At 67.1% G+C, this 15540-nt stretch carries 13 protein-coding genes, 1 tRNA gene and 1 riboswitch (1 of these 15 cut by a window edge); of the genes, 12 read left to right on the forward strand and 2 right to left on the reverse strand.

Annotated elements, in window-relative coordinates; all coding sequences use genetic code 11:
* Positions 1 to 47 precede the first annotated feature (47 nt).
* The 3 genes from ACV959_RS05830 (at position 48) to ACV959_RS05840 (ending at position 3568) form a co-directional block, all read left to right on the forward strand.
* A complete protein-coding gene (locus ACV959_RS05830; protein ID WP_475738974.1) occupies positions 48 to 2705 on the forward strand; it encodes a TonB-dependent receptor in 2658 nt (885 codons plus the stop codon).
* Between the two features lie 166 nt (positions 2706 to 2871).
* On the forward strand, positions 2872 to 3243 hold the full coding sequence (locus tag ACV959_RS05835; protein ID WP_475738975.1) for a DUF2946 family protein: 372 nt from the start codon (positions 2872 to 2874) through the stop codon (positions 3241 to 3243).
* Positions 3244 to 3352: 109 nt separating this feature from the next.
* Positions 3353 to 3568 carry a hypothetical protein gene (locus ACV959_RS05840; RefSeq protein WP_475738976.1) on the forward strand — a complete coding sequence of 72 codons (216 nt, stop codon included), beginning with the start codon at positions 3353 to 3355 and terminating at the stop codon, positions 3566 to 3568.
* 687 nt (positions 3569 to 4255) lie between these two features.
* Here ACV959_RS05840 and ACV959_RS05845 read toward each other — a convergent pair.
* Complete coding sequence (locus ACV959_RS05845) at positions 4256 to 5452, reverse strand: O-succinylhomoserine sulfhydrylase (protein WP_475738977.1); 1197 nt, start codon at positions 5450 to 5452, stop codon at positions 4256 to 4258.
* 74 nt (positions 5453 to 5526) lie between these two features.
* A riboswitch (SAM riboswitch) is annotated at positions 5527 to 5605 on the reverse strand.
* A 68-nt stretch (positions 5606 to 5673) separates the two neighbouring features.
* On the opposite strand from ACV959_RS05845, the gene ACV959_RS05850 reads away from it, so the two are divergent.
* The 9 genes from ACV959_RS05850 to ACV959_RS05890 all read left to right on the forward strand — a co-directional run bounded on the left by ACV959_RS05850 (position 5674) and on the right by ACV959_RS05890 (position 13788).
* Positions 5674 to 7263: a cryptochrome/photolyase family protein gene (locus tag ACV959_RS05850; protein WP_475738978.1), complete on the forward strand. Its 1590-nt coding sequence runs from the start codon at positions 5674 to 5676 to the stop codon at positions 7261 to 7263.
* A gap of 54 nt (positions 7264 to 7317) precedes the next feature.
* Entirely contained in the window at positions 7318 to 8442 is a 1125-nt protein-coding gene (locus ACV959_RS05855) for a 2'-deoxycytidine 5'-triphosphate deaminase (RefSeq protein WP_475738979.1), read from the forward strand.
* 109 nt (positions 8443 to 8551) lie between these two features.
* A complete protein-coding gene (locus ACV959_RS05860; protein ID WP_475738980.1) occupies positions 8552 to 9952 on the forward strand; it encodes a sensor histidine kinase in 1401 nt (466 codons plus the stop codon).
* Positions 9953 to 10017: 65 nt separating this feature from the next.
* Positions 10018 to 10092 (forward strand) — tRNA-Gly (locus tag ACV959_RS05865).
* A 151-nt stretch (positions 10093 to 10243) separates the two neighbouring features.
* Positions 10244 to 11587: a 3-phosphoshikimate 1-carboxyvinyltransferase gene (gene aroA / locus ACV959_RS05870; RefSeq protein WP_475738981.1), complete on the forward strand. Its 1344-nt coding sequence runs from the start codon at positions 10244 to 10246 to the stop codon at positions 11585 to 11587.
* On the forward strand, positions 11584 to 12216 hold the full coding sequence (cmk, locus tag ACV959_RS05875; RefSeq protein WP_475738982.1) for a (d)CMP kinase: 633 nt from the start codon (positions 11584 to 11586) through the stop codon (positions 12214 to 12216). Before aroA ends, cmk begins: the two co-directional genes overlap by 4 nt.
* A complete protein-coding gene (gene gluQRS / locus ACV959_RS05880; protein ID WP_475738983.1) occupies positions 12213 to 13103 on the forward strand; it encodes a tRNA glutamyl-Q(34) synthetase GluQRS in 891 nt (296 codons plus the stop codon). Before cmk ends, gluQRS begins: the two co-directional genes overlap by 4 nt.
* A 122-nt stretch (positions 13104 to 13225) precedes the next feature.
* Positions 13226 to 13498 (forward strand): phosphopantetheine-binding protein, encoded by a 273-nt coding sequence (locus tag ACV959_RS05885; RefSeq protein WP_475738984.1) that lies wholly within the window; start codon positions 13226 to 13228, stop codon positions 13496 to 13498.
* 32 nt (positions 13499 to 13530) lie between these two features.
* A complete protein-coding gene (locus ACV959_RS05890) occupies positions 13531 to 13788 on the forward strand; it encodes an acyl carrier protein (protein WP_475738985.1) in 258 nt (85 codons plus the stop codon).
* A 5-nt stretch (positions 13789 to 13793) separates the two neighbouring features.
* On the opposite strand, the gene ACV959_RS05895 is transcribed toward ACV959_RS05890, so the two are convergent.
* Positions 13794 to 15540: the 3' portion of a M23 family metallopeptidase gene (locus ACV959_RS05895; RefSeq protein WP_475739593.1), read on the reverse strand. Its footprint extends 308 nt past the window's final position; the window shows 1747 of its 2055 coding nt (coding positions 309-2055); its start codon lies off the right edge, out of view; it ends in the stop codon at positions 13794 to 13796.

A 15540-nucleotide genomic window follows, 5' to 3' on the forward strand; every position in this document is an offset into this window, starting at 1 on the left:
GATGGGCTCCGGCTGGAGCGCGTCGCGAAACGCCAGGGTTTTTCGTTATGAAGCTCCGTTCCCACCTGCTCGGCGCCGCGTCCGTCAACGCGCTCGCGCTGCTGTTCGCCGCCTCCGCCCTCGCACAGCAGTCCCTGCCCACGATCGAGGTGGGCGGGGCCCGCGGCCCGGCGCGGCCCGGCCCGTCCTCCGGTCAGCGCGCGGCCGGTCCGGCCCGCGCCGCTGGACCGGTCGCGGCGCCGCCGACCCAGGCGCCGGCGGTCGGCGCGGATCGCTACGCCGAGCCGAAACCCGCGCCGTTCAGCCGCACGATTCCGGCTAACGTCCCGGCCGTCGTCGAGTCCCGCACCCGAAAGGAGATCGACAAAACCGTCAATATGCTCACGACGGCTCAGGCGTTCAAATACATGCCCTCGCTGCTCATCCGCGAGCGCTACATCGGCGACCGCAACGCCATCGTCTCAGGCCGCACCACGGGCACGATCGAAAGCGCCAAGACCCTGGTCTACGCCGACAACATTCTTCTTTCCAATCTGCTCGGCAACAGCTTCAACTTCCCGCCGCGCTGGGGCATGGTCTCTCCGGCCGAGATCGACCGCATCGACGTGATCTACGGCCCGTTCTCGGCGCTCTATCCCGGCAACTCGATCGGCGGCGTGCTCGCGATCACGACGCGCATGCCGGACAGTTTCGAGGCGCACGTTTCGGCGACCGCGGCCGTCCAGCCCTTCAACCTCTACGGGACCAACGAACTCAATCTCTCCGGCAACGCCAACATCCTCGTTGGCGACCGCATCGGCGACTTCCGCTATTTCTTCGCCTACGACCATCTGGACTCACAGGGTCAGGCGATGACCTTTCCCGGCAACTTCCTGACTCCCTTCCAGGCGCCCGGCACGCGCTTCTTCGGCGGCTTTCAGGATTTCAACCAGAACGGCGTTCCGCGCATCATCGCCGGCGCGGCCGGCGCGGACTTCACCCAGCAGGACATGGCGAAGCTGAAGATGTCCTACGACATCGCGCCGCTCGTCCGCGCGACCTATACGGTCGGGGTGTGGAATCTCAACAGCAGCACCACGGTCGAGAGCTATATCCGCGACCGAAACGGCTTTCCAATCTACAATACGCAGAACGGCCGCCTCGGGATCGGCGGTTTCGCGATCTCGCCCGGCGGCGTGAACCCCGGCTGGGCTGGCTCGACCCATCTCATGCAGGCCTTCTCGCTCAAGCGCGACACGGGCGGCGAGTTCGACTTCGACTTCTCGGGCACGTCCTACAATTTCCTGCGCGATTTCTCGCAGAGCTACACGTCCTACGGCATTCGCCCGAACACGAACGCGGACCTCGATCGCTACAATATCGACCCGACCGGCCTCAACACCGTGCTGACCGGCACCTACTGGCGCACGGGCGACATGCGGTTCATCTGGCGGCCCGCGGAGGATTACCTCGGCAAGCACGAGGTCTCCTTCGGCGCGCACGCCGACCAGTATTCGCTGAACTCGGTCCAGACCAAGACTGCGCTCGCGGGGAATAATTTCGCGCTTGCCCTCAACGGCGTGAACTACGGCAAGACCGACGCCAAGGGCATATACATTCAGGACGCCTGGAAATTCCTGCCGCAGTGGAAGCTCATCGCCGGCGCGCGCGGCGACTTCTGGCACGCCTACAATGGCTCGAACGTCAGCGGCGGCCTCGGCCCGGGCAACAATTTCGCGCCGGGCGTCGTTCCGCTCGCGCCCGTCGCGGCGACGGCCGGTTATTTCCCGGACACGTACAAGAACGGTTTCTCGCCCAAGGGGTCGATCGAATACCAGGTGACGCCGGACTTCCAGATGCGCGGCTCCGTCGGCCGCGCCTATCGGTTCCCGACCGTCACGGAGCTGTTCCAGGGGCTCACGACGCCGAACAGCGTGCTCGTCAACAACCCCAATCTTCAGCCGGAGATTTCGACGTCCTATGACCTGACGGGCGAATACCGGAAGGTCGACGCCTTCAACGGCGCCATCGGCCTGTTCAACCCGCGCGTCAGCCTGTTCCTCGACGACCGCTGGAACGCCATCGTGACCCAATCAGCGATCGGCCCGACGGGCCAGATCGTCTCGCAGTCCACCAACCTCGACAAGGCGCGGTTTCGCGGCGTGGAGGCGGCGCTGGTCATGAAGGACATCTATTGGCCCGGCCTCGACTTCTCGGGCAGCGTGACCTTCACCGATTCGAAGATTCTTTCGAACGGCAGCGCGCTCACCTTCGTGGGCGCTCCGGCCGGTTCGCCCTTCCCGACGGCGGGCGGCATTCTGCTGGAGGGCATGCAGTATCCGCGCGTGCCGCGCATCCGCATCCGCTCGGTCGTGAGCTACAGCCCGACGCAGGAACTGTCGGTGGCTTTCGGCGCGCGCTACGCCTCCGCCGCCTTCGTGACGCTGAACAACGTGGACTTCAACCACAACAACTACGGCAATGTGGACAGCGAATATCTCGTCTTCGACGCGAAGGTGAATTACAAGGTCGCGCCGAACTGGACGCTCACCGCCGGCGTGGACAACATCGGCCGCTGGAAATATTACGTGAATCCGAACCCCTACAACCAGCGCACCTTCTTCCTCGGCCTGAGATACGACCTCGGCGGCAAGGATGGCGGCGCGACCTTGGCCGGCCTTGGCGGCGGCGCGGGCGGGCCAGCGCCCGCGCCGACCGCGCGCTAAGGACAAAGCGGCCGCGCGCTCCGCGCCATGGGGAGTGCGGCTTCTTGCCGCGCCAGTCCCCGGAACGGAGCAAAAACCGGGCGGTTCGCCTTGCGGATGCGCCTGGTTTTTGCTTCAATAATCAGTAAGCGTTTTTCGGCGCGAGAGATTATCGGACTTTTCTCCCATGCACCGCAGGTGGCTGACAGCTGTCTTGTTCGCGCTGGCGCTGGCCGTTCAGGCCCTGGCGCCAGTCGCGACTGGCGTCGCCATGGCGCATGGGGCCGGCGAGTCGGGGCCGTTCGAGCTCTGCCTGAAGGCCGGCCGAGCGGCCGCAAACCACCATGGGTCCGGCGGCCATGTCCACCGGCAGCATGATTCCTGCGCCCTGTGCCAGGCGTTCTGCGACGGCGTCGCGCCAGTCTCGGTGCGGTCGGCGTCCCTTGGCATGGCGCCCGTTCGATGGACATCGTTCCGTTGGACGGTGGCGGACCGCGCCGTGCCCGTCGCCGCGCGCGACTATGCCCGACAGGCGCGCGCGCCGCCCGTTTTCTCCTGACCATCGTAAAACCGCGTCCTGCGTTCGCCGCGTCCTTTCAGGCGTGACGGCAATAGGGCGCGGCGTCGACATCGATCGCGAATAGCGGCGGATCGGGAGAATTATCGTCATGAAGAACGGGAAACGGCCGAACGGCCGTGAAGGCGCGCTTGCGCGCGCGGCCCTTGCGGCCCTGAAGGCGCGCGAGGAGCGCGAAAACGACGTCGCGGCCTCGGCTGTGTCCGCGCTTGCCCCTATGTGGCGCGGCGCGCAGCAGGGCGCGATACGTCTGATCGATCTCGAACGGCGGGCGCGTTTCGCGCGCCTCGCCTTCGAGACCAACTGACGCGGCGCCGATGACGCCGAGCGTCTCCCCTGTCCCGCGAGCGGGCGCGTCGAGCCTTTTCAGGTTCGCGCTGCTACTGGTCGCGGCGCTGTCGACGGGCGCGCCTTTCGCTGCGCCCCTCGCGGCGCGCCTGCTCGCGGGGCGCCTGGAGACGCTCGCATTGGCGTTCGTGTGCTTCGCGTCGGGGGCGCCGGCTCCCGACGCGCAGACGGGGCGGCCGGGCCCCTCGGGCGACCGCGGCATCGACTGCGTCTTGTGTCAGACGCTCTGCTGCGGCGCCGCTCCCCTCGCAGGGGGGCCTGGCCACGTTGTCGCGGCGCCCATCCAGAGCGATTCCCTCCGCTGGATGGTGGCGGACCGCGCCGCGCCGACGCCTCGGTCCCGTCTGTCCCACCGCCCCCGCGCGCCCCCGCGCTTTCCTGCTTGACCCCAAGCGGATTTGCGTCGGCGCCGGCTGCCTCCTTACTGCGCCGACGCGAATCTCGGGATCGAAGTCGCCGCGGGATGCGGCGTGGGAGGATGAAATGACAGAATCATTGTTGTCGGTCGGTCCGGAGATTGTCGGCGCGGTTCTGGCCGCGGCGTTTGTCGTCGTCGAAACCGTCAGACGCGAAGCCGCCGTCGCGCTTCGCCCGGCGAGAGTCGCTAAGTCACGGGCCCGGTAGGGTGAAAAAGGGCGGACGCGCGTCAGCCGCGTCCCGCCGCCGCGAGGCCGATCGCCAGATCCTCGATGAGATCGTCGACGTCCTCCAATCCGACGGAAAGCCTCAACATGCCGTCGGTGATCCCCAGCGTCTCCCGCGCCTCGGGCGTCAGGCGCTGATGGGTCGTTGTCGCGGGGTGCGTGATCAGGCTCTTGGCGTCCCCGAGATTGTTCGAAATCTTGATCACTTCCAAGGCGTTGGCGAGCCGGAAGGCTGTCTCCTTGCTTTCCAGGAAGAAGCTGACCAGCGTGCCGCCGCCCGTCATCTGCCGCCGGGCGAGCTCCGCCTGGGGGTGGTCCTTGCGGAACGGGTAGAGCACTTTCGTCACGCGCTTCTGCGCTGCGAGGAAATCCGCGATCTTGCCAGCGCTCGCCGTCTGCCGCTCGACGCGCAGCGGCAGGGTCTCGAGCCCCTTGAGCATCACCCAGGCGTTGAACGGCGACATGGCGGGGCCGGTCTGACGCAGGAAATTGTGGATGCTCTCCTCGATGATCGCCTGCGAGGACAGGATCACCCCGCCGAGGCACCGGCCCTGGCCGTCGATATGTTTGGTCGCCGAATAGACAACCACGTCGGCGCCGAGCGCCAGCGGCTTTTGCAGCAGCGGCGTCGCGAAGACATTGTCCACGACGAGCCGCGCGCCGGCATTGTGGGCGAGATCGGCGATCGCTTTCAGGTCGTAGACGTCGAGCCCCGGATTGGTCGGACTTTCGAGGAAAAAGAGCCTGGTCTCCGGGCGGATCGCGGCCTTCCACTGGGCGAGATCGGCGCCGTCGACCAGGGTGGAGGCGACGCCGAAGCGCGGCAGAAGGTCTTCGACGACGTAGAGACAGGAGCCGAAGAGCGCCCGCGCGGCCACGACATGGTCGCCGGCCTTTGCCTGCGCCAGCATGGCGGCCGTCACCGCAGCCATGCCGCTCGCCGTGGCGCGCGCCGCTTCGGCGCCTTCGAGCAGGATCATCCGCTGCTCGAACATGGCGACGGTCGGATTCGAGAAGCGAGAATAGATGAAGCCGGGGTCGTCGCCCTTGAAACGCGCCTCGGCGGCTTCCATCGTCGGATAGGCGAAGCTCTGCGTCAGAAACAGCGCCTCGGACATTTCACCGAAGGGCGAGCGCGTCGTTCCGCCGTGAACGAGCTGCGTCGCCGGTCTGAATTTGCGCGGGGCGTCTGCGGACATGCCTCTCTCCCTGCGGCGCGCGGGCGCCGGATTGCTGAAGCGCGCGTTGCGCGCGCGGCCGAAAATGCGGGTTTCCTCAGGGAGACCCGGCCTTTTAGCGCTTTATTTTTCGTGGCGGCAAGCCGGCCGGCTCAAATAACCACGCGCGGCAGTAATCCGAAATGCAGGCAGGCCTGTCAATTGCCTCTTTGCGCCTCTTTGACTTCGCGTCATGGGGCCATATGTCCGCCGTCATGGCCAAGACCCTGCGCTTCATCCTCGGCGATCAGCTCACGCGCGCGATCGCGACGCTCGATGGCGTCGCGCGCGGCGACGTCGTGCTGATGGCCGAAGTCGACGCGGAGGCCCGCTACGTCCCTCACCACGGGCAGAAGATCGTCCTGATCCTGTCCGCGATGCGCCATTTCGCGGCGAGACTGCGCGCGGAAGGAATCGCGGTCGACTATGTGCGGCTTGACGATCCCGGCAACACGGGCTCCTTTTCGGGCGAGCTGGCGCGCGCCGTCGCGCGCCACAGGCCATCGCGCATCGTCGTCACAGAGCCCGGCGAATGGCGGGTCCGGGAGATGATGGCCGGATGGGCCGAGGCGCTGGGCCTGCCGGTCGAGAGTCGCGAGGACGACCGATTCTTCTGTTCGCGGGCCGATTTCGCGCGCTGGGCGAAGGGCCGCGAGACGCTGCGCATGGAGTTCTTCTACCGCGACATGCGGCGGCGCACGGGGTTTCTGATGGCGGATGGCGCGCCCGTCGGCGGCAAATGGAATTTCGACCCCGAGAATCGCAAGCCGCTGCCTGCGAAATGCCGCGCGCCGGACCGCCTGCGCTTCCCGCCCGACGAGATCGCGCGGGAAGTCATGGCGCTCGTGGCGCGCCGATTTCCTGACGGATTCGGCGACGTCGCGCGATTCGACTGGGCCGTGACGCGCGCCGGGGCGCTCGCCGCGCTCGACGATTTCATCGTAAATTGTCTGCCGTTCTTCGGCGATTATCAGGACGCGATGAAGAGCGGCGCGCCCTTCCTCTATCACGCGACGCTCTCCCCCTATCTCAACATCGGACTGCTGACGCCGCACGAGGTCTGCGTCGCGGCGGAGAGCGCCTTCCGCGCCGGCGCGGCGCCGATCAATGCGGCCGAGGGCTTTATCCGGCAAATTCTCGGCTGGCGCGAATATGTGCGCGGGATCTACTGGCTGCGCATGCCGGGCTACGCGGACACAAATGCGCTGGCCGCCGCGCGTCCGCTACCCTGGTTCTACTGGTCCGGCGAGACGCGCATGAACTGCATCAGGGAGGTTGTGGGCGAAACGCGCCGCCACGCCTATGCGCATCATATCCAAAGGCTGATGGTGACGGGGAATTTCGCGCTTCTCGCGGGGATCGCGCCTCGGGAGATCGAGGCGTGGTATCTCGCCGTCTATGCCGACGCCTTCGAGTGGGTCGAACTCCCCAATGTCCACGGCATGGCGATTTTCGCCGACGGGGGCGTTCTCGCGTCCAAGCCCTACGCCGCCTCGGGCGCCTACATCGACCGCATGTCGGATTATTGCAAAGGCTGCGCCTATGACGTCAAGGCGAAGAGCGGCCCGGACGCTTGCCCCTTCAACTATCTTTACTGGAATTTCTTTCTCGAAAACCGCGGCCGCCTGCCAATGACGCCGCGTCTCGCCATGCCGCTTCGCACGCTCGACGCCATGAGCGCGGAGCGCCAGGCGGAAATCCGGCGCGACGCGGCGGCTTTCCTGAGCGGGCCGGAGATGGACGCGCGGCCTCGCGAGAGTTATCCCGGGGCGCGGGGCGGCCTGCCATTGTGACGGCGGCGCCGCAGCTTTATTGTTTCGCGGCAGGGTTCTAAAGGGTGAGGGTGCATGGCGCCTTTAGACAAGACGCAGGGCGGCGTGCTCTCCAGCCGGCAAATTCGGGCGATGGCGGAAACGGGCGCGATCCGCGCCGCGGCGCCGCTCGCCGCCGGGCAGGTGCAGCCCGCGAGCCTGGATCTTCGGCTCGGCGCGAGCGCCTACCGGGTGCGCGCGAGCTTTCTGCCGGGCAAGGACCGCCGCGTGGGGGACATTCTCTCCGCCCTCGCCTATGACGAGATCTCCCTTTCGGAAGACGGCGCGATTCTCGAGCGCGGCTGCGTCTATGTCGTGCCGCTGCTGGAGGGTCTCGCGCTGCCGCCTGACGTCTCCGGAGCCGCCAACCCCAAAAGCTCGACCGGCCGCCTCGATATTTTCACCCGTCTGATCGCCGACCGCGGGGAGCGCTTCGACGAGGTCGCGCCGGGCTACGACGGGCCGCTTTACGCCGAAGTGTCGCCGCGCAGTTTTTCCGTGCGCGCGAGGATGGGCTCGCGCCTCAACCAGCTGCGATTCCGAACCCTCCCGGCAGGGGCGGGGCAGGGCGGCGTCGCGCTTTCCGACGCCGCTCTCGCCGGGCTGCACGAGCGTTCGCCGCTCGTCGACGGGCCGCTGAACCTGCGGGACGGCGTGGTTCTGCGCGTCGCCCTCGGTCCCGAGGCCTTCGGCGGCGTCGTCGGCTATCGCGCGCAGAAGCATACGGACGTCATCGACGTCGACCGCGTCGGCGCCTACCGGATCGACGACTATTGGGACCGACTGCCGGCGCGCGACGGCCGGCTGATTCTCGACCCCGGCGACTTCTACATTCTCGCCTCGCGCGAGCGCCTCGCCATTCCGCCGGAGCTCGCCGCCGAAATGGCGCCGATGGATGCGGCGATCGGCGAGTTCCGGGTGCATTACGCGGGCTTTTTCGATCCCGGCTTCGGCGCCGGGCCGGACGGCCGCGCCTGCGCCCGGGCGGTGCTGGAGGTGCGCTCGCGAGAAGTGCCGTTCGTCTTGGAGGACGGCCAGTTCATCGGCCGCCTCGTCTACGAACGCATGGCCGAGACGCCGGAGACGCTCTACGGCGAGGCGGGCGCCTCCAATTATCAAGGGCAGGGGCTGAAACTGTCGAAGCACTTCGTGGAGACTTGAGGCGTCAAGAAAACGCCGCGCGCGGTCCTCCATCGCCATGCGGCGAGGGGTCACAAATCTGCATTCCTGCGTCCGCAAGAACGGGCGGGCCGCCAAAAGGAACGCCGCTATGGTTCTGTCCGATTTCGTCCGCCGGCTTCGGCCCAATCACCTCCTCGGCCAGATAACGCTGCTGATTCTCGCGTCGATCGTCGTTCATCAGATCGTCATTCTGCTGATGCTGCACGTCATGGAGCGGGAGGGGCGCCGGCATTACGTCTCCGAGGCGGATTTCCTGACCGGAGTGTTCATCGCGCTAGACTCGGTTCCCGTCGGGGAAAGAAGCGCCCTCATTCAAAAGGTGCGTTTCGCGACGCCCTATACGAATGTCGCCATCCAGGAGGCGAAGCCGCCGGCGCGCGACGCCGGAGAACCAGTGTTCGCCGCCGAAATCCGGCGAATCAACGCTCATCTGACCGGGCCCTCGAAAGCCTTCGCCACGACGCCGCTTCACGACTCGGAGGACGCGCTGGCGCTGCCGCTCGAGAAGGGCGGGTACGCCGTTATTTCCGTGACGCAGCATCGCAAGCCCTCGCGGCTGTTGTGGCGCTGGCTGCGGGAGCCGGAACCCGACGTCCCCTTCTTCCTGACGCGCTGGGCGCGGGCGGGATTTCTTTTTTTCATCAGCGCCGCCGCGGTGATGGTCTTCCTGTCGAACTACATCATCGCGCCGCTGGACGAACTTGCGAGGCGGGCCGAGTCCTTTCCGACGCGGGAAGGGCTCAAGGCCCCGCTCGTCGATTGCGGACCGCGGGAAATCCGCGATTTGAGCCGCGCAATCAGGGGCATGAAGGAGCGCATTCTCGCCATGATGGCGGAGCGCACGCATATTCTCGCGTCCGTCAGCCACGATCTGAAGACCATCATCACGCGTCTGAGGCTTCGAACGGAATTCATCGCCGACAACGAATTGCGGCGAAAGATGCAGAACGACATTTCTCTGATGGACTCGATGCTTCGCAAAAATCTCGAGTATCTGCGCACCGAGAACAAGCGCAGCGATCACACCATGATCGACCTCGGCAGCGTGACGCAGACGGTCGCGGACGAATTCAACGACCTCGGCCACAGGGTCGCCTACGCCTTCGACGGGAAACTCATGATGCGCGGCTCGCTGTCCGACATGCTGCGCGTCTTCACGAACCTGGTCGAGAACGCCGTCAATCACGCCGAAAACGTGGAAATCTCGGTCGTCGAGCTCCCCGGCGGCGCCGCCCAGATCGACGTCTCGGACGACGGGCCGGGGATACCGGACGACATCAAGTCCGCGGTCTTCGAACCTTTCGTGCGCGGGCAGTCGGGCCGGACGATCGGCGACGGCGCGGGGTTCGGCCTCGGGCTCTCCATCGTGCGCTCGCTCGTCGAAAGCCACGGCGGCTCCGTTAAAATGCTGGATCGCGCGCCGCACGGCCTGACGGTGAGGGTCGTGCTGCCGCTGGCGGGCGACGCGGCGGAGCGGGAAGCCGCCTGAAACCGGCGCCGGAGGCCGCACCTCCCGTTGAAACCCGCCGCCACAAGCGCTACAAAAGGCCTCGCGCGGGCGTAGTTCAGTGGTAGAACGACAGCTTCCCAAGCTGTATGTCGAGGGTTCGATTCCCTTCGCCCGCTCCATTTTCGCGCTTATCCTGTCACGCCCCGCCGGGGGGTGGCGTCTCGCGCCATCCTTTCCGCTCCGGATCCCGCTGTCGCGGGCATGACATCGCGTCTCCTCCCGGTTAGAAGTCGGCGGATCAGACCGCCGCTTTTCGCCAAGGATCACGCATTGGACGCCGCCGCCACCCCCGCCCCCGCCGCGCCGCTGAGCGCTTCCGCCTCGGGTCCGCTCACGGGCCGCGTTCGGCCGCCGGGCGACAAATCCGTTTCCCATCGCGCAATGATCTTCGGGCTCCTGGCCGTGGGCGAGACGAAGATCGAGGGCTTGCTCGAGGGCGAGGACGTGTTGCGCACGGCGCAGGCGGCCCGCCAGCTCGGCGCGAAGGTCGTCCGGCGCGCGCCCGGCTCGTGGAGCGTCTGGGGCGCGGGGCTCGGGTCGCTCCTGCAACCCACGGAAACGCTCGACTTCGGCAACGCCGGCACAGGCTCGCGTCTGATGATGGGCGTCGTCGCGGGGCATCCGATCGTTGCGCGCTTCGACGGCGACGCCTCGCTGCGCAAGCGCCCGATGCGGCGCATTATCGATCCGCTCGCGCTCCAGGGCGCGCAGGTGCTGGAGCAGGCCGAAGGCGGCCGATTGCCGCTGGTTTTGCAGGGTTCCGCCGAGCCGCTGCCCGTGGAATACAAGACCCCGGTCGCCTCGGCGCAGATCAAATCCGCCGTGCTGCTGTGCGGCCTGAACTCCCCCGGCCGCACGGTCGTGATCGAGGCGGAGGCCTCTCGCGACCACACCGAGAAGATGTTGGCGCATTTCGGCGCCAGGGTCGTGAGCGAGCCGCATGGGCCGCATGGCCGCAAGATCACGCTTCAGGGCCGTCCCGAACTCGTCGCCCGCCCCGTGCGCGTGCCGGCCGATCCGTCCTCGGCGGCCTTTCCGATCGTCGCCGCGCTCATCGTTCCAGGCTCGGACATCGTCGTGGAAGGGGTGATGACCAATCCGCTGCGCAGCGGTCTTCTGACGACCTTGCTGGAGATGGGCGCCGACATTTCGCTCGATAACCGGCGTGAGGAGGGCGGCGAGGAAGTCGCCGACGTGCGCGCGCGGTTTTCTTCCCTGAAGGGCGTCGACGCGCCGGCCGAGCGCGCGCCGTCCATGATCGACGAATATCCGATCCTCGCCGTCGCCGCCGCTTTCGCGACGGGGGAGACGCGCATGCGCGGGCTCTCCGAATTGCGCGTGAAGGAATCGGACCGTCTCGCGGCGATCGCCGCGGGCCTTGCGGCCAATGGCGTCGATTGCGAGATCGTCGGCGACGATCTCATTGTGCGAGGCGGCGCGGTGAGGGGCGGCGGCGTGGTGGAGACGCATCTCGACCATCGCATCGCCATGAGCTTCCTGGTCATGGGACTCGCCACGCAAAACAAGGTCACGGTCGACGACGAGACGATGATCGCGACGAGTTTCCCGACGTTCCGCACGCTGATGGAAGGGCTGGGGGCGCGTTTCTCGTGAGTTTCGTCATCGCCATCGACGGTCCGGCGGCGTCCGGAAAGGGCACGCTCGCGCGCAAGCTCGCCGAGCATTACGGGCTTCCGCATCTGGACACGGGGCTCCTCTATCGCGCGACCGCCTGCGCGCTGCTCGACGAGGGCCTGCCGCTCGACGACACGGAGGCGGCGGTCGAGGCCGCGCGCGGCCTTTCCCTTGTCGATTTCGACGAGACGCGGCTGCGCGCGCGGGAAATGGGCGAGGCGGCTTCGGTCGTCGCCGCCATGGCCCCGGTGCGCGCGGCGCTCATCGACATGCAGCGCGCTTTCGCCGCGCGTCCCGAGGGCGCCGTGCTCGACGGCCGCGACATCGGAACGGTGATCTGTCCGCAGGCGACGGTGAAAATCTTCGTCACCGCGACGCCGGAGACGCGCGCCCAGCGCCGCGCGCTGGAGCTCGCGACGCGCGGCGAGTCCGTCGATTACGCCGCCATTCTCGAGGACGTAAAAAAGCGCGACGCGCGCGACAGCGAACGCAGCGCGGCGCCGCTGAAGGCGGCCGCGGACGCGGTGACGCTCGACACGAGCGAACTGGACCGCGACGAGGCTTTCGCAGCGGCGCTGGCGATCACGGAAAAGGCCCGCCGCCGTTGAGCGACGGCCGTCCCGTCTTCCGCTTCGCGCCGTCGCCCAATGGCTTTCTCCACCTCGGCCACGCCTATTCGGCGCTGCTGAATGTCGCGCTGGCGCGCGCTTGCTGCGGGCGCTTTCTGCTGCGAATCGAGGATATCGACACGGGGCGCGCACGGGCGGAATACGAGGCGGCGATCTACGATGACCTCGCCTGGCTTGGGGTCGATTGGGAACAGCCCGTGCGCCGGCAGTCGGAGCATTTCCAGGATTACGCCTGCGCGCTGGAGCGGCTCGACGGGATGGGGCTGCTGTTCGCTTGCGATTGCAAGCGTTCGGATATTGCTCATTTTGCGCAGGCGCGTCCCGGCTGGCCGCGCGACCCGGACGGCGCGCCGCTCTATCCCGGAACCTGCCGCGCGAAGCCGCGCCGGTCTGCGCGGGACGCGCTGGCGCAAGGCGGCGTCGCGCTGCGGCTCGACATGGCGAAAGCGGCGGCGCTCGCCGGGGAGGGGCTGAGCTGGCGGGAAGGAGTCTCGCGCGATCCGCTTCCCGCCATATCCGGCGAGGCTGAGGATTTTTCGATCATTCCCGCCGCGCCCGCGCAATGGGGCGACGTCGTCCTCGCCCGCAAGGATACGCCGGCAAGCTATCACATCGCCGTCGTGGTCGACGATGCGCTTCAGGGCGTCACCGACGTCGTGCGCGGGCGCGACCTCTTTCACGCCACAAGCCTGCATCGCCTGCTGCAACGTCTCCTCGGCCTGCCCGAACCGCGCTACCGGCATCACGCGCTCGTGCTGGACGAGGCCGGCGAGAAGCTCGCCAAGAGCAGAGGCTCGGAAACGCTCCGAGCGCTGCGGGAAAGCGGCGTGAGCGCAAGCGACGTCAGGCGGCGTCTCGGCTTCTGACCGCTCCCGTCGCCATTCCACGGGCGGCCCCGACTTCCGTGTGCGCCCGCGCACGAACTTTCGCCGCTTCCCCCGCTAGCTTTCCATCATCGGGATTTCAAAAAGCGGCAGGGAGAAATGAAATGTTCGCCACCATTCAGCGCCTCATCGATTGCGAAGCCAGCCTCGTCGTTCCGGCCGCGAATCTTACGCCGCGCGCAAATCTTTACGATCTCGGCCTCACGTCTTTCGACGCCATCCGCCTGCTGGTCGCCGTCGAGCGCGCGTTCAAGGTCGAGTTCCCGCGCGAGACGCTGAGGCGCGACGCGATGGCCTCGATCGAATCGATCGCCAAGGCCGTCCGGGCCGCGCAGCGCGCCGCCCACGAACAAACGACGTGCCGTGAGGCCGCTTGATCCGATTTTCTTCAGGGCAGGGGAGAGAAGCCATGTTGACCGCCATCCGCCGCATCCTCGAGCAACACGTCCGGCTCGCCGTTCCGGCCGCCGATCTGACGCCGCAAGCCAATCTCTACGCCCTGGGGCTTACCCCCTATTCGGCGGTGCGCATCCTGCTCGCGATCGAGCGGGAATTCGATATCGAACTGCCGCGCGACATGCTGAGGCGCGAGACGATGGGCTCGCTCGAGGCGATCGTCGGGGCGGTGCGCGCCGCCCGCGCGTCGGCGCGGCCGGATGCGGCCTGAGCGGCTTAACGGTTCGTCGTCGGATTCGGGGTTCCGCGGCTTGCGATCTTCGCGCCGTTGGGCGCCTTGGCCATGAGCGAATCGATGCGGTCGCGCTCCTTCTTGAACTCGACCAGCATCCGTCCTTCGATTTCGCGCGTGCGCGCGAGTTTCACGCGCATTGGATCGACGAAGTGGCCGTTGACCATCACCTCGTAGTGGAGGTGCGGGCCCGTCGAAAGGCCAGTGGAGCCGAGGAAGCCGACGACCTGGCCTTGCTTGACGCGCACGCCTTCCGCAATGCCGCGCGCGAAGCCGGACATGTGGTTGTACGTCGTGATGTAACCGTTGGCGTGCTGGATTTCGACGCGGCGGCCGTAACCCGAGTCCCATTGCGCCTTGATGACCGTGCCATTGCCAGCCGCGAGAATCGGCGTGCCGATCGGCGCCGCCCAGTCGACGCCCGTGTGCATCTTGTAATAGCCGAGGATCGGATGGCGGCGCATGCCGAAGCCCGAGCGCGTCTCGCCGATCGAGATCGGCTTGCGCACGAGGAATTTGCGGCTGGAGCGGCCGTTCTCGTCGTAATAATCGACGAGTCCGTCGTCGGGCGTCTGGAAGCGGTAATAGCGGTAGGTCTCGTTGCGCGTCGTCAGCGACGCGAAGAGCAGCGAATCGCGCGTGGGGCCGGAGCCGTCTTCCGGCTCGTCGTAAAAGACGTCGAGCGTATCGCCGGCGGCGACGCCGCGCTGCAGATCGACGTCATTTGCGAAGACGCGCACGAGTTCGTTGATGACAGGCTTCGGAATCTGCTGCTTGAGCGCCGTCTCGTAGAGCGAATCGTAGAGACGCATGGCGCCGGGGTCGTCCTCGTCCTCGCCGGCGAAGTCGTCGATCGCCGGGGCGTAGCGCTTGGGCGCCTTTCGCGCGGTCGGCGCGGGGGCGGTCGGCGTCTGCACGAATGTTCCCTTGTCGGTCGCGGCGACGATCGATTCGACTTCTTCATCGTTGTAGACGGACATGCGCGCGAGCTGCATGTTTTTGCCCGAGCCGTCGAAGTCCGCGAAGAGGAGCTTGACGCGCTGACCTTCGCGGACCGGATCGCGCTTGCCGCGATAGGCGGCCGCGACCGCTGCGATTCGGGCCTTGGGAACGCCATTCGCGGAGAGAATCTCCTCGAGACCTTCGCCGTGGCGGACGACGACGAGCTTTTCCTCCATCTGAGTGGGCTGGGGCGTGTCGCGCGGCGCTATGGTCACGTTTTCGGGGACCATGCGCACTTCGATCGACGAAAAAGGCGCCGTGAGGGAAGTTCCCGGCGTCGCATAGGCGAGCGCCGTGGGATCGATCGCTGCGGCGCGGCTCGTGCGCGAGAGCAGGGCTTGGCCGGGCAGGGGCAAGGCGGCCTTCGGACCCGCGGCGATCGTGCTCTTCACCTGTTCGAGGACTTGCGCCTCGGCTTCCTCGAACGACAGCTGCGCGCTTTGCGCCCGTATGTCGGCGGCGCTCAAATCGCGCGTCACGAAGGAGACTTCCGCCTCGTCGAGCGCGACGTCCGAATCATTACTGCTGTCCGGCGCGCGCGCATCGGTGACCAGTTTGAGCGGGTTGAAGCTTGGCACCTCGTTGGCGAAACTCGTCGGCGCGAGGGTCAGCGTCGCGGCGACGCGCGTGAAGGCCCTGGTGCGAACGACCTCCTTCTCGCCGGACTTGGACGTTGTCGCGGCGCGGAAGGTCTGCTTGGCCGCGACGACGTCGACCGCGCGCATGAGT

The sequence above is a fragment of the Methylocystis sp. Se48 genome, assembly GCF_056269425.1.